Here is an 18,361-nt window from a genome sequence, read left to right as displayed (position 1 = left end):
ATGCGCGCGCTCGAACGAGAAGTGGTGGACGCCGTCTACGCGACCATCGAACCGCTCCTGCCCGAACCACCGCCACACCCCCTCGGATGCCACCGGCCACGCGTCCCGGACCGGCTCTGCTTCTGGGGGATCCTGATCCGACTCACGACCGGATCATCCTGGGTCGACATCGAAGCAATCCTCGAGTACCGCGTGTCGGATACCACGCTCAGATCTCGCCGTGACGAGTGGATCGCCGCCGGCGTGTTCGACCAACTCCGCGACGAAGCCACCCGAGCGTTCGACCGCATCATCGGCCTGGATCTCACCGAAGTCGCCATCGACGGATCAGTCCACAAAGCCCCCTACGGCGGCGAAGGCACCGGCAAGAGTCCTGTCGACCGGGGCAAACTCGGCTGGAAGTGGTCGATCGGCGTCGACCGCCACGGCATCCCGTTGGGCTGGTCGATCGACGGCGCCAACCGCCACGACGTCCGCCTGCTCGAAACCACCCTCGACGCGATCGCAGCCGACGGCTGGACCGCCGAGATCGAGACCATGCACCTCGACCGCGGTTACGACCAACCCAAGATCCGTCGACAACTCATCGACGCTGGACTGCCCGACCACATCATCCAACGACGCCGCCAACCCGGTGACCAGCGACCGAAATCGATCACGCTCGGGCTGCGATGGATCGTCGAAGCCGCCAACAGTTGGCTGTCGAACTACGGACAGCTACGCCGCAACACCGACCGCAAGATCTGCCACCGACACGCCGCGATCTGCCTCGCCGTCACCGTGCTGATCGTCGGCAAACTCCTCACCTACCGAGACCGCTACTGCCGCTGACCGCCAACGCCTATCCGCTCAAGCCCTAAATCGCCCGGGTGTCCGCGGGTGGACGCCTGGTGGATTTAATCGCCTGGGTGTCCGGGTGGTCCGCGCGCCCGGAAAGTGTTCGGGACGCCTGGTCGATTTAATCGCCTGGGTGTCCACGGGTGGACGCCTGGTGGATTTAATCGCCTGGGTGTCCGGGTGGCCGGGTGTCCGGGCGGGGGTCAGAGGGCGAAGCCGCCGGTTTTGGTTTCGAGGTACTCGGCGATGCCGTCGTGGCTGCCTTCGCGGCCGATGCCGGAGTCTTTCATGCCGCCGAACGGGGCCGACGCCGACGTGGGGTTGACGTCGTTGACGCCCACGATCCCGAACCGCAAGCCTTCGAACGCACGGATCGCCGTCGACAGCGACGTCGTGTACACGTAGGCGGCGAGGCCGAAGTTCGTGTCGTTCGCCAGGTCGAGCACGTGATCGACGTCGTCGTACCGGATGACGGGGGCGACCGGCCCGAACGTCTCCTCCCGATAGATCTTCATCCCGTCGGCCACGCCCGACAGCAGCGTCGGGGCGTAGAAGTGACCCCGGTCGAAGGGCGCCTCACGCAACCGGTCGCCACCCACCAGCGCAGAGGCACCCTTGCCGACCGCGTCGGACACCTGGTCGGCGACCTTGGCCACCGCCGCCTCGTTCACCAGCGGCCCGACGCCCACGCCGTCGTCGAACCCGTTGCCCGCCTTCACGCGCGACACGCGCTCGACCAGCGTCGACACGAACGCGTCCTCGTGCTCGGCGGAGACGTACAACCGGTTCGGGCTGATGCAGGCCTGACCTGCGTTGAGGAACTTCAGTGCAGCGGCGCCCTTCGCCGCACGCACCGGATCGGCGTCGGGGAACACGATGAACGGCGCGTGGCCGCCCAGCTCGACCGAGACGCGCTTGAGGTTGCCGGCTGCGACCCCGGCCAGGTGCCGGCCGACGGCTGTCGACCCCGTGAAGGTCAGCTTCCGGACACGGTCGTCGGTCGTGAACACGTCGCCGATCGGCTTCGGGTCGAGGGCGGTCACCAGGTTGACGACGCCGGCCGGTGTGTCGACCTCCTCGAAAATTTCGAACACGGCGCGAGCACACAACGGTGTCGCCTCCGCCGGCTTCAGTACGAGGGTGCAGCCGGCGGCGAGGGCCGGCGCCATCTTCCGGGTCAGCATCGAGATCGGGTAGTTCCACGGCGTCACCATCGCCACCACCCCCACGGGCTGGCGCAGGACGAGGAAGCGCTGATCCGGCCGGGACGACGGCAGCCACTCGCCGGTCACACGCGTGGCCTCCTCGGCGTAGAACCGCAGGAAGTCGGCGGCGTACTTCACCTCGGCCTTGCTTGCCTTGAGCGGCTTGCCCTGCTCACGGGTCATCAGCTCGGCGAGTTCGTCGGATCGCTCCGTCATGCGGCGCCAGGCGGCGTACAGCAGGTCGGCGCGAGCGGTCGCCGTCGTGGACGACCACGCGCGGAACGCGGCATCGGCAGCGGCGATGGCATCGCGGGCGTCGTCGGCGCCGCCGTCGGGCACCTCGCCGATCACCTCACCCGTGGCAGGGTCGGTGACCTCGAACGTGCCGCCCGAGCGGGAGTCGGTCCACTGGCCGTCGATGAACATGCGGCCACGGTACTGCTCGGCACGCAACGGCGTCCGAGCCGAGCCGAACGGACAGCGGGTGTCGGGAGGATCCGCCTGTGCAGAGACGAGCGGAGGAGGCGGTCAGGCGTCGGGTGCTGGGGGGACCGGGGGCTGGCCGACGGCGACGGTGTTGCCCTCGGCATCGGTGCCGGTCGGGACGGCATCGTCGGTGGGTGCCGGGGGAACCGGTGCCTGGCCGACTGCCACGGTGTTGCCGTCGGCGTCGGTGCCGGTCGCCACCTCGGGCTCCGGTGCTGCGGTCTCGGCTGCCTCGACCTCGGGCGTCTCGACCGCGGCCTCGGTGATGTCGACCCGTGCGGGCTGCACCGGGGCAGGTGCCGGGGGGACGGGCGCCTGGCCGACGGCGACGGTGTTGCCGTCGGGATCGGTGCCGGTCGGGACGACATCGTCGGTGGGTGCCGGGGGGATGGGTGCCTGGCCGACGGCGACGGTGTTGCCGTCGGGGTCGGTGCCGGGATCGCTCGCTGCGGGCGTCTCTGCGGTCGGTTCGGGCGTCGGAGCCGGCTGCTCGACCACGTCGGCTGCAGCCGGGGGATCGAACGTGTGCGCTGCGGAGGTGTGGGAGAACGAGGCGAGGTCGGCCTGCAGGTCGAGCACCGGTGCCCGACGAGGGACCTCGGTGGTGTCGTCGCCGACTCGCCCGAGCGGGCGACCGACGCCTGCACCGACGTTCGTGATCTCGTCGGCTTCGATGACCACCGGCGGTTCGGTCTGGTCGAGCGATGTCGTGCCGCCCGTGGCGGCAGCCGACATCGGGCTTGCGACGGTGATCAGTGCAGCACCGGTCGACAACACGGCGAGCATGGTCGCGCGCTGACGGCGCGTCGCGCCCATCAGATCGGCGAGCCGCGCGAGCACGGCGTCGTCGGTCCAGTCGAGATGGTGGGCGAGCGTTTCGATGTCGACCCGTCGCAACGCGATGTTGCGGGCGCGCTGCTGGTTGCGCACCTTCCGGATCAGGCGGAGATAGTCGCGCAGCAGCGCTTCGGCGTCGTCGGATCGAACCGATGTCGATGCCTGGCCGGTACTGAGCTGGCTGTCTGCGATGACGATGGGGCGGCGGCTGGGGGAGATGACGTGGTCGTTCACTGGAATCCTCGGGTCGTTCCTGTCATCGGCACGAACGGCCGCCGTCTTGAGGATTCGTTGCCGATTCGGATCCGGCTGCACGGCCCTCGATCGGGCCCTCGATCTGCCCTGGTCAGCCCGTCAGCCTTGGTCGTCGTCGACGAGTCGGCGCCCCATCGACACGACGTCGTCGAGCTCGTAGCCGATCGATCGGTAGAACTCGACCGCGGCCTCGTTCGAGGTGCGGATCTGCAGGTTGATCTTCGGGCAGCCGCGCCGGGCGAGCACGTGTTCGGCTTCGCGCACCAGACGACCACCGAGTCCGTGCCCCTGCGTGTCGGGGTCGACGGCGAGGTAGTTGAGCCAGCCCCGGTGACCGTCGTACCCGGCCATCACGGTGCCGACGACCCGACCGGCGAGTTCGGCGACGAGGAAGCCTTCGGGGTCGACGGCGATCTTGCGATTGATGTCGAGTTCGGGGTCGTTCCACGGCCGTGTGAGTTCGGCCCTGCCCCAGAGTTCGACGACCGCGGCCCGGTCGCCCGGTTCGAACCGGCGGATGTCGACATCCATCGTCAGCCGCCCTTGGCGTAGCGGCGCATCTCGCGTTCCATCTCGCGCTTGGTGTCGCGTTCGACGATCGCCTGCCGCTTGTCGGCCTTCGCTCGGCCCTTGCCGACACCGAGCTCGACCTTCACCTTGCCGTCGCGGAAGTAGAGGCTGGTCGGCACGATCGACACCCGCTCCTGATCGACGCGTGCCTTGAGGCGGCGGATCTCGTCTTTGTGGAGGAGCAGTTTGCGCGATCGGTCGGGGTCGTGGGCACCGAACCCGATGGCGAAGGTGTAGGGCGCCACGTGCACACCTTCGAGCCACGCCTCGCCGTCGCGGATCCGGGCGTAGGCGTCGGCGAGCTGGACCTGCGCCTCCCGCATCGACTTGACCTCGCTGCCGAGCAGGACGATGCCGGCCTCGAGGGTGTCGTCGATGGCGTAGTTGCGGCGCGCGGCCTTGTTCGAAGCGATCAGCTTCGTGCCCTCGGGTGCGCCCTTCTTCGCCTTCTTCTTCGCCATGGCCCGTCCGAGGCTACCGACCGTCGAGCCAGGACCCTGGACCGGTTCGCCGGAGGGCCGCTCGCCGTTAGGGTTCGACGCGTGCTGCGACTCGACCGAACGGCCTTCGACGACATCTGTGCACTCGCGTACCGCGAGTACCCGCTCGAGATGTGCGGCCTGATCGCCGGCCCGCAGGGTGACGACGCCGCTCGCTTCTACCCGTGCCACAACGACGCCCGGTCGGCGAAGGTGTACACGATCGCACCGCTCGACTTCATGCGGGCGGAGGACGATGCCGACGACCAGGGCTGGGAGATCAACGGCGTGGTGCACAGCCACACCCACTCGGAGCCCTATCCGAGCCCGACCGACGTGGCGCAGGCGGTCGATCCCGGCTGGCACTACGTGATCGTGAGCCTCAAGCGCGAGGCCCCCGAACTGCGCAGTTACCGCATCGTCGACGGCACGATCGAAGAAGAGCCGATCGAGCTCGCCTGACCGCGACACCGACGTCTCGGAAGATCCCGACGTGGTCCGGACAACGGTCCGGGGGTAGAATCCTGACCAATCCGGTCGGATTGATCGGAATGATCTGGATTCAGCAGGTGTTGCAGCAACCATGACCGACATGACCACTCGACCCGACGCCGCCGGCCGAGCCGGCGCCGCCAGTCGACTCGGTGTCGGCGCGATGTCCGGCATCAGCTCCGTGCATGCCAACGTGCTCGACCTGATCGGCAACACGCCGATGGTCGACGTGTCGAATCTCTCACCGAACCCGAACGTGCGCATCATCGCCAAGCTGGAGATGCAGAACCCGTTCGGTTCGGTGAAGGACCGCATCGCCAAGTCGATGATCGAGGCAGCCGAGGCCGACGGCAGCCTGCTCCCCGGTCAGACGATCATCGAGCCGTCGTCGGGCAACACCGGGATCGCACTCGCCGGGATCGCTCGCCTCAAGGGCTATCCGATCAAGATCCTGCTCCCCGAGAGCGTGTCGATCGAGCGTCGCCAGATGCTCGAGATCATGGGCGCCGAGATCATCCTGACGCCCGGGCCCGAAGGGTCGAACGGCGCCGTGAAGCGTGCCCGACAGTTGGCTGCCGAGCATCCCGAGTGGTGCTTCATCTACCAGTACGCGAACGAGGCGAACCCACGTGCGCACTACGAGGGAACCGGTCCCGAGATCTGGCGCGACGTCCCCGAGATCACACACTTCGTTGCCGGCCTCGGCACGAGCGGCACCCTGATGGGCACCGGCACGTTCCTGAAGGAACAGAACCCTGACGTCCAGGTCGTCGCGGTCGAGCCGCCGCTCGGCGAACGCGTCGAAGGCCTCCGCAACATGGACGAGGGCTACATCCCGCCGGTGTTCGACGACTGGAACGGCCGCGAGCTGCTCGATCGCAAGCGTGTCGTCCGGCCGCGCGAATCGATCGAGTGGACCCGTCGCCTGGTGAACGAGTGCGGCGTGTTCGCCGGACTGTCGTCCGGTGCGGCACTGGCCGGAGCGGCCAAGGTCGCCGCCCAGATCGATCAGGGCACGATCGTGTTCGTCGTGTGCGACGGTGGCTGGAAGTACCTCTCGACCGGTGCCTACACCGGCGACCTCGACGCCGCCGAAGAAGCCGCCGAACAGATCATCTACTTCTGACGCCCGACCCTCGACGTCCTCGACGTTCTCGACATCAACGACGAGGCCAGGCGGACGAGTCGGTCGCCGTTCCGGTTGGCGGCCATGATGCCCAATCCGCCGACGGCGACCGCCGCGGCGGCGAGGATGCCGTCCTCCACGCCGGGTAGCCGCAGCTCGAAGAAGTCGGCGACGAACGGGATCGACCACGCAGCGATCGCCGCCGCGGTGAGTGACACGAGCAGGGTCACGTCGTACCGGTCGAGCGGGCGCATCAGCTCGTGGATCGCGACGAGCCCCAGGCCGGTCAGGATGATGGTCGCCGTGCTCTGCGACTCGGCCCGGTCGAGTCCGACCAGTTCGGAGCGAGCGATCCCGAACGCCACCATCGTCACCACGCCGGTCACGATGCCGACGGGCACACTGAACCTGGCGACTCGGCGGATGAAGCCGGGCCGGGCCGGCTCATGGCTCGCCCGGAAGCTCAGGAAGAAGCCGGGGACGCCGATCGTCAGGGTGTCGATGACCGTTAGTTGCCGCGGCAGGATCGGATAGCTCATCGTCGCCGCGCCGATGATCACGGCGAAGACCGCCGCCCACACCGTCTTGGTGACGAACAGGCGAGCCACCCGCTCGATGTTCGCGATCACCCGACGACCCTCGGCGACGACGCCGGGCAGCGTGGCGAACCGATTGTCGAGCAGGACGATCTCGGCGACTGATCGGGCCGCCGGGGTGCCGGATCCCATGGCGATGCCGAGGTCGGCGTCCTTCAGCGCGAGTGTGTCGTTGACGCCGTCACCCGTCATGGCGACCACCTCGCCCCGTGACTGGGCGGCGTCGACGAGCGATCGCTTGACCTCGGGCGTCACGCGGCCGAACACCACCGTCCGATCGGCGGTGTCGCCGAACTCGTCGCCGCCGTCCGGCAGTTCTCGCGCGTCGACCCACCGGTCGGCGCCGGCGACACCGCACCGCTGTGCGATGGCGGCGACGGTTCGAGGATTGTCGCCCGAGATCACCTTCGTGGTGACGTGCTCGCGCTCGAAGTACGCGACCGTGTCGGCCGCATCGGGCCGGATCTCGTCGACACAGACCACGAGGCCGAGCACGCGAAGGTCGGTCGGCAGCACGCCGGTGGCGGCCAACCGGTCGGCTCGACCGACCGCCAACACCCGCCGCCCGTCGTCCGCCAAGGCGCCTACCCGACCGAGGCGTTCGTCGGTCGGCGGCAGCACGACCTCGGGTGCCCCGATGTACCAGGCGCCGCGTTCGCCGAAGTCGACAGCGCTGAACTTGTACGACGACGCGAACGGGACGCGTCCCTGCGCGCTCCATCCCGGCTCGTCGGGCAGCGCGGTCCGGATCGCCGACATGGTCGGATCCGGCTGCGGGTCGGCGGCGGCGATCGCCGCGAGTGCCTCGTCGAGCGGTTCATCGGCTTCGATTCCCTCGAGCACGATGGAGCCTGTCGTGAGCGTGCCGGTTTTGTCGGTGGCGAGCAGGGTGACCCGTGCCAGCGTCTCGACCGCCTGCAGCTGTTGCACCAGCACCTGGTCGCGCCCGAGCCGGATCACCGCTGCCGCTTGGGTCATGCTCAGCAGGAGGACGAGACCCTGCGGCACCAACGCCACGAGCCCGGCCACGGTGCCGACGAGCGACTGCTGCAGCGAGTCGCCCTCGCCGTACCGCTGGGCGAAGAACAGGGCGAGCCCGGCGGGAACGATCAACCACGTGACGGCCCGGAGGATCATGTCGATACCCCGTTCGAGCTCGGAGCGCGGCCGGCGAAAGGCTTTCGCCTCCCGAGCCAGCTTCGCGGCGTAGGCGTCGTCGCCGACAGCGGTGGCCCGCATGACGGCCGACCCGGCGACGACGAAGCTGCCCGACAGCACGCCGTCGCCGACCGCCTTGCCGACGGGGTCGGCCTCGCCCGTGAGGAGCGATTCGTCGACCGACAGTTCGTCGACGCGCACGATCGCGCCGTCGACCACGACCTGGTCGCCGGGGGAGAGCACCAGCAGGTCGTCGAGCACCAGGTCGTCGCGGCCGACCTCGACTCGGGCACCGTCGCGGATCGCCGTCAGTCGGGGTGCCGCGACGAGCGTGAGACGGTCGAGTGTCGCCTTCGAGCGCAGCTCCTGGGCGATCCCGATCACGGCGTTCGAGACCATCACGCCGGCGAACAGGGCGTCGCGGACGTCGCCGACGACGATGATCACCGCGGCGAGTGCTCCGACGATCGCGTTGAAGCGGGTGAGGACGTTCGCCCGGACGATCTCGCCCAGCGAGCGCGACGACGAGTCGTCGACGTGGTTGACCTGGCCGCGTTCGACACGCTCGGCGATCTCGGCGGCGGTGAGTCCTCGGAGTTCCTGGTCGGCGTCGGCGCTGCTCATGGGTGCACGCGGCACCCGTGGGTCGGCGCCGCTTGCACTGTATCCGTCGTCGCTACGGACGCCGGAGCGGTCAGCGTGACTGCAGACGGATCGGCTGTCCGGCGATGAACCGGCTCGAGTAGCTCGCGATGTTGCCGATGTAGTTGGCCCGCTCGTACGCCGCCGGGTCGGCGGTGGAGTCGCGGCTGACGGCGCCGCGCATCTCGCTCACCGACCGGTAGTCGTGGTGCTGCATCCACTCGAGGAGTTCCTGCTCCACCTGTGCGACATACGAGGCGCCGTTGAACAACAGCGCCGACGTCATCATCGTCACGTCGGCTCCGGCCAGGATCAGCTTGACGGCGTCGCGACCACTGTGAACGCCGGTCGAACCGGCGAGCGACAGGTCGAGGAACTCGCGTAGGATCCCGATCCAACGCAGCGGTAGCCGCAGCTCCGCTGGCCGACTGAGGGAGATCTTCGACTTGACGTCGAGCTGCTCGAGGTCGAGGTCGGGCGCGTAGAACCGGTTGAAGAGCACCATGCCTGCTGCCCCCGCCTCCTGGAGCCCGAGGGCGAACGCCGCCACCGACGTGTAGAACGGCGAGATCTTCACGGCGACGGGGATGCCGACGTCCTCGGTGAGCAGGGCGACCAGCTCGAGCTGTTCCGACTCGATGTCCTGGGCCGGGATCGCCGGGTCGGCGTTGACGGCGTACAGGTTCAGTTCGATCGCGTCGGCGCCGGCATCCTCCAGCAAGCGGGCGTACCGGAGCCAGCCGCCGATGTTCGCACCGTTGAGCGAGGCGATCACCGGGACGTCGACGACGTCGCGGGCTGCCTCGATGAGCGACAGATAGGTGTCGGTGCCGGTGTTGTAGTTGTCCAGCTCGGGGACGAACGAGGTCGCCTCCCCGAAGCTGTTCTCGTGCATCGAGTAGAGCCGGTCGATCTCGGACGTCTCGTGCTCGATCTGTTCCTCGAAGAGCGACGGCAGGACGACGGCGGCCACACCGGCGTCACGCAGCTCCCGGAGCTTGTCGAGATCGCCGGTGAACGGGCCGGCAGAGGCCACGAGCGGCGACCGGAGCGAGAGCCCCATGTACTCGGTGTGCAGATCAATCATGCTTCGCCACCTCCACGGGCGTGTCGGTCGCCGCCGACTCGGTCGAGACCAGCTCGGTGGTCAGCTGTTCGTCGTGCTCGTCGACGTGGGGGAGCTGACGCTCGACGTCGGCGAGCTGTGCGTAGTACCGCCAGCGTTCGTCGATCGCCGCCTGGCTCAGGTCGAGGAGCTGCTCCGACCGTTCGGGGTCGGTGCGAGCGAGCATGGCGTACCTCGCCTCCTGGAGTGCGAACTCTCGGAGGGGGATCGACGGTGCGGCCGAGTCGAGATGGAACGGGTGCTCGTGCTCGGCGTCGGTCGGCGTGTATCGGTAGAGCGGCCAGTAGCCGGACTTCACGGCCTGCTTCTGATGCGCCATCGACGTCGTCATGTCGATGCCGTGGGCGATGCAGGTCGAGTAGGCGATGATCAGCGACGGTCCGTCCCAGGCGTCGGCTTCTCGCAGCGCCTTGACCGTCTGGATGTCGCTGCCGCCGAGCGCGACCTGCGCGACGTAGACGTTGCCGTACGAGCGGGCGACCGCACCGAGGTCCTTCTTGCCGGTGGGCTTGCCGGCGGTGGCGAACTTGGCGACGGCCCCGAGCGGTGTGGCCTTCGAGGCCTGCCCGCCGGTGTTCGAGTACACCTCGGTGTCGAGCACCAGCAGGTTGACGTTGCGCCCGCTGCCGAGCACGTGGTCGACGCCGCCGTACCCGATGTCGTACGCCCAGCCGTCACCACCGACGATCCAGGTACTCGACCGCACCAGCTCGTCGGCGATCGTCTCGAGCCGCCGTGCGCGAGGGTCGTCGACCGACGAGAGTCGTTCGCGCAGCGCCGCCACTCGTTGGCGCTGCGCGACGACCTCGGACTCCGTCGGCTGCGGATTCGCCAGCAGCGCCGCAGCCAGTTCGGGGCCGATTGACCCGGCGAGTTCGTCGACGAGACGAGCCGCTTCGTTCTGATGGTGTTCGATGCCGAGTCGGATGCCGAGGCCGAACTCGGCGTTGTCCTCGAACAGCGAGTTCGCCCACGCCGGCCCCAGACCCTGATCGGTCTTGGTGTACGGCGTGGTGGGCAGGTTGCCGCCGTAGATCGATGAGCAGCCGGTCGCGTTGGCGACGACGAGCCGGTCGCCGAACAGCTGGGTCAGCAGCTTGATGTACGGCGTCTCGCCACAACCGGAGCAGGCGCCCGAGAACTCGAACAACGGTTGGAGCAGCTGGCTGTTCTTGACGTTGTCGTGGCTGACGGCCGTGCGGTCGAGTTCGGGGATCGAGCCGAAGAAGTCCCAGCGGTCGCGCTCGACGTCGCGATGCTCGGCCACGTCGCGCATGTTGATCGCCTTGCGCTTGACCTGTGTCTTGTCCTTGGCGGGGCACACGTCGACGCAGATCCCGCAACCGGTGCAGTCGTCGGGGGCGACCTGCACCGTGAGGTGGAAGCCGTCGAGCTCGCGTGATCGGAACGACTTGGTCGGGAAGCCGGCCGGCGCGTCGGCCACGGCGTCGGGTTCGTAGACCTTGAGGCGGATCGCCGCGTGGGGGCAGACGATCGCGCACTTGCCGCAGTCGATGCAGACGTCGGGCTCCCAGATCGGGATCTGGGCGGCCAGCGACCGCTTCTCGAACCGTGTCGTGCCGGTGGGGAAGGTGCCGTCCACCGGGAGCGCCGACACCGGGAGCAGGTCGCCCTTGCCGGCCACCATCGTCGCGGTCACTCGCTCGACGAAGTCGCGATCGGTCTCGGGCGCGCCCGACGCATCGATCGCGGCGAGAGTCGATTCGGGCAGGCCGGCAATGTCGACGTCGGTCGGCACCGGGACTCGGGCCATCTCACCGAGGGCTCGATCGACGGCATCGTGGTTGCGTTCGACGACCAGTCGTCCGCGACGACCGTACGTCTTCTCGATCGACGTCTTGATCGCCTCGATCGCGTCGTCGACCGGCATGACCTCGGCCAACGCGAAGAAGCACGGCTGCATGACCGTGTTGATACGGCCCGGCATCTCGAGCTCCCGGGCGATCCGAGCGGCGTCGATCGAGTACACGGTGAGGTCCTTGGCGACGATCTCGCGCTGGATCGCCGGTGGCAGGTGTTGCCAGACCTCGTCGGCGGGGTAGGGGGCGTTGAGCAGGAACGTGCCGCCGTGCTTCGCCTCGGCGAGCACCTCGAAGCGGTCGAGCAGACCGAACTGATGGCAGGCGACCAGATCGGCCTGGTCGACCAGGTAGGTCGACCGGATCGGATCGGGTCCGTAGCGGAGGTGCGAGACGGTCATCGAACCGGACTTCTTCGAGTCGTACACGAAGTAGCCCTGCGAGTGCAGGCCCGGCTGGTCGCCGATGATCTTGACCGACGACTTGTTGGCGCCGACGGTGCCGTCGCTACCGAGCGCGTAGAAGACGGCGGCGTGATGACCCGTGTCGACTCGGAAGTCGTCGTCGACGTCGAGGCTGAGATTGGTGACGTCGTCGACGATGCCGACGGTGAACCGGCGCTTCGGCGACGCCGCACCGGCCTCGTCGAGCACCGCCTTGACCATCGCGGGTGTGAACTCCTTCGAGCCGAGTCCGTACCGGCCGCCGATCACCCGGATGCTGCCGCGATCGCCGTCGGCGAGCGTGGTCACCACGTCCTGCAGGAGCGGTTCTCCGACGGATCCGGGCTCCTTCGTCCGGTCGAGCACGGCGACGTGGCGCACGGTGTCGGGCAGGGCGGCGAGGAACGCCTCGGTCGGGAAGGGACGGAACAGGCGCACGACCACCAGGCCGACCTTCTCACCGCGAGCCACGAGGGCATCGACTGCCTCGACGGCTGCCTCGGCACCGGACCCCATCATGACGACCACGCGCTCGGCGTCGGGAGCGCCGTGGTATTCGACGAGTTGGTATCGGCGACCCGTCAAGGTGGCGAACTCGTCGAACACCTCGGCGACGATGCCTGGCACGGCGTCGTGGTGCGCGTTGGCGGCCTCACGCCCCTGAAAGAAGACGTCGGGGTTCTGGGCGGTGCCGCGGATGACCGGCGCGGTCGGACGGAGACGCCGGTCCTTATGGGCGGCGACGTCGCTGTCGAGCACGAGCGAGCGCAGATCGTCGTCGCCGAGCAGCTCGACCCGGTTGATCTCGTGCGAGGTGCGGAAGCCGTCGAAGAAGTGCAGGAACGGCACCCGGGACCGCAGCGTCGCCGCATGAGCGACGGCCGCGAAGTCGTGCGCCTCCTGGACCGAGTTCGACGCGAGCATCGCGAACCCGGTCGTGCGGGCCGCCATGACGTCGGAGTGGTCGCCGAAGATCGACAGCGCATGCGTGGCGAGGGCGCGGGCGGCGACGTGGATGACGGCCGGCGTCAGTTCGCCAGCGATCTTGAACATGTTCGGCAACATGAGCAGGAGGCCCTGCGAGGCCGTGAACGTGGTGGCGAGCGACCCGGCCTGCAAAGCGCCGTGCAGCGAACCGGCAGCGCCGGCTTCCGACTGCATCTCGACGATGTCGGGAACGCCGCCCCACACGTTCGGTTGCTCCGCCGCCGACCACGCATCGGCGAACTCGCCCATCGGCGAGGCGGGGGTGATCGGATAGATCGCGATGACTTCGGACAGGGAGTACGCGACGCGAGCCGCCGCCTCGTTCCCGTCGAGGGTGGTGACCGTCATGGTCCCCATTGTCCGGTGGCACGCCTCGTCGCCCCCACGGCCGAAAGTCCCACCGACTCGGGCCGGAAGGGGTCAGGCACCTTCTGGCGTTGCAGGTCGCGGCACCTTCCGGCGGGTCCGCCAGAAGGTGCCTGACCCCTTCTGGTCAGGTTTCGAGGCGGCGGACGGGTTCGTGGCGGTCGGGGGTGCCGAGGCGGACGACCACGTCGGCGACGTGGCAGTGGCCCTCGCTCACGATGACGGGGTTCACGTCGATCTCCTGGAGGCGGGGGTGATCGGACGCGAGGTGTGCGATACGGGCCACCAGGTCGGCGACGCGCGTCAGGGTGTCGTCGTCGAGCGCACCGGACGCCCTGGTCGCCTCCACCATGCGACGTGCGACGACCGGCGACACCGGCGCCAACCGGCTGATCTCGTCACCGATGAGGTCGGCTTGCACCCCACCCAGACCGACCGTGATGATCGGCCCGAGACGCTCGTCGTCCTCGACCCGGACCCGGAGGTCGGTGCCCGGCGGCAGCATTCGCTGGACCTCGACGGTCGCTGCATCGTCACCGAGGTGCTCGCGCATGATCGAGATCGCCTCGGCGACGTCGTCGGCATCGGCCAGATCGAGTGCTATGCCCGCCTCGACCGACCGCCCGATCCGTCGCTGGGCCGCCTTGACGGCGACCGGGTAGCCCAGCTCGTCGGCGGCGGCGACCGCATCGTCTGCGTCGACGCGCCGTGTGGGCGCCATCTCGATGCCGTAGGTGGCGAGCAGCCGGCGTGCCTCCTGGGGGCCGGTGTCGTCGCCGGCGATCATCTCGTCGATGACGTCGTCGGCCCCGAGCCGGTCGATGTTCGCCGGCACCTCGTCGGGTGACTCGTCGACCTCGGTGCGGCGCCACCGCGAGTATGCGTCGACGCGCGCCAGTGCAGCGGCGGCCTGCTCGGGGAAGGCGAAGCTCGCGATGTCGGAGCCGGGCCGCAGCGGGCCGTCGCCCGATCCGAGCATCACGGCGACGACCGGTTTGTCGGCCCCCGATGCGGCACGGTCGATCGCTTCGCTCGGTGCGTTGACGTCGACGGTCGACGGTGGCGCGTGGACGACGAGCAGAGCGTCGATGTCGTCGTCGGCAAGCGTCGTCCGCACGGCGCTCTCGTAGTCGTCCGGTGTGCTCGCCCAGTCGAGTGCCACGGGTGCCACCACCGGGGTGAGGCCGGCTCGTGTGAGCGTGGCCTCCGCCAGCACGGCCGGACTGCGAGAATTACTCAACACGGCGACCCGGTCACCGTTCATGAGCGGTTGGCAGGCGAAGACGCGGGCCGTGTCGAGCATGGCCGTCACGGTGGGCACCTCGATGACGCCGGTCTGGCGGTACAGCGTGGCGTTGGCCGGGTCGAGCAGGGCTGCGCCTGCCCGGACGGCCACGATCGGTTTGCTGCGCGACACCCGGCGGGCGATGCGGGCGAACTTGCGCGGGTTGCCGAACGACTCGGTGTACAGCGCGATGACCTCGGTCGCGTCGTCGTCTTCCCAGAACTGCAACAGGTCGTTCGCCGAGAGGTCGTCCTTGTCGCCGAGCGACACGAACCACGACAGCCCGAGGTGCAGGTGGGCTGCCAGGCGGAGCAATGACGTGCCGAGCGTGCCCGACTGCATCGACACCGCGACCTTGCCGGGCGGTAGTCGCACGTCGACGAGGGCCGCCTGGATCTCGACGTCGGGTCGCGGTGAGGCGATGCCCATGCTCGCCGGCCCCACGATGCGCAGGCCGTTCCGGCGTGCTCGGCTCACGAGCGCCCGCATGTCGATCGTGTCGGGCTCGACGACCGTGATCACGATCGCGCCGCGCACCCGCTTGTCGATGCACTGGTCGATCGTGGCCTCGAGGTGCTGCTGGGGGACGGCGACCACGGCGAGTCCGACATCGTCGGGGATGTCGCCGACGGCGTCGTAGCAGGGGCGGCCGTCGATCTCGTCGAGTCGTGGGTTGACGGCGTAGCTGCGGATCCGGTCGGTCGCCAGCACGTGTTGCCACACCTGGGCGCCGATCGAGTCGGGTCGGTCGGATGCCCCGATCACGGCGATCGAACTGGGGAGGAGCAAGTGTGCCACCGCTCGGGAGTCGGCACGGTGCTCACGGCGCTCGACGGAGTCGATGAACTCGGCGGTCTCGTCGAGCGAGAAGTCGACGTCGATGACACCGGAATCGAAGCGACGATGCACCGGCCAGCCGGCTTTCGAGAACACCGACAGCATGGCCCGGTTCTCGCCGAGGGTCTGGGCGGTGAACCGTTCGATCTCGTTGTCCTGGGCAATGGAGGCGAGATGCTCGAGCAGCAAGGTGGCGATGCCCTTGCCCTGGTGCCCGTCGTCGACCTGGAACGCGACCTCGGCGTCGCCGCGGTTCTGCCAACGCTCGTAGCTGGCCCATGCGATGAACTCATCGTGCTGCTCGACGACCAAGGCCGCCCGGTCGACGAAATCGACGGTCGTGAACCGTTCGAGTTCGTCGTCGGTCAGGACGGGCTTCGGCGAGAAGTACCGTCGATACCGGCTCTCGGGCGACTGCCGCTCGTGGAACGCCTGGAGCGTCGGGGCATCCGCCGGCTCGATCGGGCGGATGAGGGCGCTGGTTCCGTCGCCCAGAACGATCGTCGACGGGGGCACGTTCGTCACGCCTCCGAGCTTGGCACATCGCTCCGCCGGCCGACGACGGCCACCCGGCTCCGGTCGTAACCTGTCGGCGTCATGGATCGGCCGATCGGGATGTTCGACTCGGGTTTCGGAGGGCTCACGGTCGCCCGCGCCCTGATCGACCTGCTCCCGGGCGAAGATCTCGTCTACATCGGCGACACGGGCCGCTATCCGTACGGCTCGAAGCCACTCGACGAGGTGCACGGCTACGCCCGGCAGTTGTCGCGCTCGCTCGTCGACGACTTCGGCGTCAAGGCGATCGTCGTCGCCTGCAACACGGCGACAGCGAGCGGCCTCGACGACATCCGTGCCGACCTCGACGTGCCCGTCATCGATGTCATCGAACCGGGCGCCCGATCACTCGTCCGGGCGACCGACACCGGCCGGGTCGGAGTGATCGGCACCGTCGGCACCATGGCGTCCGGGGCCTACGTCGACGCGGTGGCTCGTACCGGTGCCCCGGTACACCTGGCGCTGGCGGCGTGCCCTGGCTTCGTCGAGTTCGTCGAACGGGGCCAGACGAGCGGCGACGAAGTCCTCGTTCTCGCCGAGCGGCTGCTCGCCCCGGTCCGCGACGCCGACGTGGATGCGCTCCTCCTCGGCTGCACCCACTACCCGTTCCTCGCCCGAGTGATCGCAGACGTGATGGGTCCGGCGGTCACCCTCGTCAGCTCGGCCGACGAGACGGCGTTCGCGGCGATGGACCGGCTGGGTGAGCTCGGGATGTTGCGCGACGACGACCACGTCGGCCAGCATCGATTCCTGTCCAGCGGCGACGTCGAGGTGTTCCGTGAGTTGGGAGAGCGTCTGCTCGGCCCCGAACTCGCCGCCACCGAGGCCTGGTCGCCGAACGCCGCCACCTGAACCATCTGACCCGCTCTCCCGAATCCACCACACCACCTGATCTCTCCACGGAGCCAACCATGACCCGTCCCGACGGCCGCACCCCCGACCAACTCCGCCCGTTCACGTTCGAGCGTGACTTCACCACGATGGCCGACGGCTCGTGCCTCGTGTCCTTCGGCGACACCCGCGTCCTGTGTACGGCGTCGGTCGACGACGACGTGCCGCGCTGGATGCGCAACAGCGGCAAGGGCTGGGTCACCGCCGAGTACTCGATGCTGCCGGGCTCGTCGCCCGAGCGCATCGGCCGCGAGGCCGCCAAGGGCAAACAGAGCGGCCGAACGGTCGAGATCCAGCGCCTCATCGGTCGGTCGCTGCGGGCCGCGTGCGACATGACGCTGCTCGGTGAACGACAGGTCGTCGTCGACTGCGACGTCCTGCAGGCCGACGGCGGTACCCGCACCGCCTCGATCTGCGGCGGCTTCATCGCCCTCCACGATGCGCTCAGTCGTGTCGTTCAGCGCGGCGACCTCGCCCGGCACCCGCTCCACTCGTTCTGTTCGGCGATCAGCGTCGGCATCGTCGGAGGTGAGCCGGTGCTCGACCTTCCCTACGTCGAGGACAGCAAGGCCGAGGTCGACATGAACGTCGTCATGCTGAGCCCGGTCGACGGTGGCGAGGCCCGCTTCGTCGAGGTGCAGGGCACCGCCGAAGGCATGGCGTTCTCCCGTGGCGAGCTCGATTCGCTCTTGGCACTCGCCGAGAGTGGCTTGGCCGAGATCGGCGCCGCACAGCGCGAGCTCGTCGCCACGCCTCCGGCGGAGCGCCCGGCGTGACCGACGGGTCGGCGGTGCTGCCCCAGCTCGTCTGCGCCTCGGCGAACCCCGACAAGGTCGCCGAGATCGCGGCGATCCTCGACGGCGTCGTCGATCTGTTGCCTCGTCCGGCCGACGTGCCCGACGTCGTCGAGGACGCCGACACGCTGGTCGGCAACGCTCGATTGAAGGCCGTCGCCATCTGCGAGGCGGCCGGACTGCCGGCGGTGGCCGACGACACCGGGCTCGAGGTCGACGCCCTCGGCGGTGCTCCCGGCGTGTGCGCGGCTCGCTACGCAGGTGAGAGGTGCTCGTACGCCGACAACCGAGCGAAGCTGCTCGCCGAACTCGGTGACGCCACCGACCGTTCGGCCCGATTCCGCACGAGCGTCCTCGTCCGCTGGCCGGACGGTTCCGAACTGGCCGTCGACGGCGTGTGCGAGGGCGCGATCACCGACACCGAACGTGGCGAGCGCGGGTTCGGCTACGACTCCGTGTTCCGACCCGCCGACGGAGACGGACGCACGTTCGCCGAGATGACCAACGACGAGAAGCACGCGATCTCGCACCGCGGCCGGGCGTTCCGCAACCTGCTCGACGCGCTCCGCTGACG

The 18,361-nt window shown here is 68.9% G+C and carries 14 protein-coding genes; 6 read left to right on the top strand and 8 right to left on the bottom strand.

From position 1 onward, the window contains the following. A complete protein-coding gene (locus BDK89_RS13140; RefSeq protein WP_133869371.1) occupies positions 1 to 831 on the top strand; it encodes an IS5 family transposase in 831 nt (276 codons plus the stop codon). A gap of 209 nt (positions 832 to 1,040) precedes the next feature. Here the strand turns inward: BDK89_RS13140 and BDK89_RS13135 are convergent, their stop codons facing one another. The 4 genes from BDK89_RS13135 to smpB form a co-directional block, all read right to left on the bottom strand. Continuing rightward, positions 1,041 to 2,468, bottom strand: a complete 1,428-nt coding sequence (locus BDK89_RS13135; protein ID WP_133869370.1) for an NAD-dependent succinate-semialdehyde dehydrogenase — start codon at positions 2,466 to 2,468, stop codon at positions 1,041 to 1,043. A 102-nt stretch (positions 2,469 to 2,570) separates the two neighbouring features. Beyond that, positions 2,571 to 3,599, bottom strand: coding sequence for a hypothetical protein (locus BDK89_RS13130; protein WP_133869369.1), 1,029 nt, complete (start codon positions 3,597 to 3,599; stop codon positions 2,571 to 2,573). 120 nt (positions 3,600 to 3,719) lie between these two features. Beyond that, on the bottom strand, positions 3,720 to 4,151 hold the full coding sequence (locus BDK89_RS13125) for a GNAT family acetyltransferase (protein WP_133869368.1): 432 nt from the start codon (positions 4,149 to 4,151) through the stop codon (positions 3,720 to 3,722). Positions 4,152 to 4,153: 2 nt separating this feature from the next. Further along, positions 4,154 to 4,651: an SsrA-binding protein SmpB gene (gene smpB / locus BDK89_RS13120; protein WP_133869367.1), complete on the bottom strand. Its 498-nt coding sequence runs from the start codon at positions 4,649 to 4,651 to the stop codon at positions 4,154 to 4,156. Between the two features lie 81 nt (positions 4,652 to 4,732). On the opposite strand from smpB, the gene BDK89_RS21815 reads away from it, so the two are divergent. Further along, complete coding sequence (locus BDK89_RS21815) at positions 4,733 to 5,131, top strand: M67 family metallopeptidase (RefSeq protein WP_166657565.1); 399 nt, start codon at positions 4,733 to 4,735, stop codon at positions 5,129 to 5,131. Positions 5,132 to 5,324: 193 nt separating this feature from the next. Next, positions 5,325 to 6,287: a PLP-dependent cysteine synthase family protein gene (locus tag BDK89_RS13110; RefSeq protein WP_133871093.1), complete on the top strand. Its 963-nt coding sequence runs from the start codon at positions 5,325 to 5,327 to the stop codon at positions 6,285 to 6,287. Here the strand turns inward: BDK89_RS13110 and BDK89_RS13105 are convergent. From BDK89_RS13105 to BDK89_RS13090, 4 genes are all read right to left on the bottom strand, one after another. Beyond that, a complete protein-coding gene (locus BDK89_RS13105; protein WP_133869365.1) occupies positions 6,278 to 8,665 on the bottom strand; it encodes an HAD-IC family P-type ATPase in 2,388 nt (795 codons plus the stop codon). The genes BDK89_RS13110 and BDK89_RS13105 overlap by 10 nt on opposite strands. A 70-nt stretch (positions 8,666 to 8,735) precedes the next feature. Then, positions 8,736 to 9,770, bottom strand: coding sequence for a dihydroorotate dehydrogenase-like protein (locus tag BDK89_RS13100; RefSeq protein WP_133869364.1), 1,035 nt, complete (start codon positions 9,768 to 9,770; stop codon positions 8,736 to 8,738). Next, a complete protein-coding gene (nifJ, locus tag BDK89_RS13095; protein WP_424955287.1) occupies positions 9,763 to 13,416 on the bottom strand; it encodes a pyruvate:ferredoxin (flavodoxin) oxidoreductase in 3,654 nt (1,217 codons plus the stop codon). The genes BDK89_RS13100 and nifJ overlap by 8 nt, the downstream gene beginning before the upstream one ends. A 136-nt stretch (positions 13,417 to 13,552) precedes the next feature. Further along, on the bottom strand, positions 13,553 to 16,072 hold the full coding sequence (locus tag BDK89_RS13090) for a bifunctional acetate--CoA ligase family protein/GNAT family N-acetyltransferase (RefSeq protein ID WP_166657564.1): 2,520 nt from the start codon (positions 16,070 to 16,072) through the stop codon (positions 13,553 to 13,555). Between the two features lie 72 nt (positions 16,073 to 16,144). Between BDK89_RS13090 and murI the strand changes: the two genes are divergently transcribed. The 3 genes from murI to rdgB are packed head-to-tail and all read left to right on the top strand — an operon-like array spanning position 16,145 to position 18,359. Continuing rightward, positions 16,145 to 16,954, top strand: a complete 810-nt coding sequence (gene murI, locus BDK89_RS13085; RefSeq protein WP_133869361.1) for a glutamate racemase — start codon at positions 16,145 to 16,147, stop codon at positions 16,952 to 16,954. 59 nt (positions 16,955 to 17,013) lie between these two features. Continuing rightward, the gene (gene rph / locus BDK89_RS13080; RefSeq protein ID WP_133869360.1) at positions 17,014 to 17,769 is read left to right on the top strand and encodes a ribonuclease PH; all 756 of its coding nucleotides are present in this window, start codon (positions 17,014 to 17,016) and stop codon (positions 17,767 to 17,769) included. Further along, the gene (gene rdgB / locus BDK89_RS13075; protein WP_208294070.1) at positions 17,766 to 18,359 is read left to right on the top strand and encodes an RdgB/HAM1 family non-canonical purine NTP pyrophosphatase; all 594 of its coding nucleotides are present in this window, start codon (positions 17,766 to 17,768) and stop codon (positions 18,357 to 18,359) included. Before rph ends, rdgB begins: the two co-directional genes overlap by 4 nt. The last annotated feature ends 2 nt before the right edge of the window (positions 18,360 to 18,361 follow it).

Origin of the sequence: Ilumatobacter fluminis, assembly GCF_004364865.1 — a bacterium.
Classification (GTDB): domain Bacteria; phylum Actinomycetota; class Acidimicrobiia; order Acidimicrobiales; family Ilumatobacteraceae; genus Ilumatobacter; species Ilumatobacter fluminis.
The sequence above is the reverse complement of the archived record's forward strand: the minus strand, read 5'-3'. Positions and strand labels throughout refer to the sequence as shown.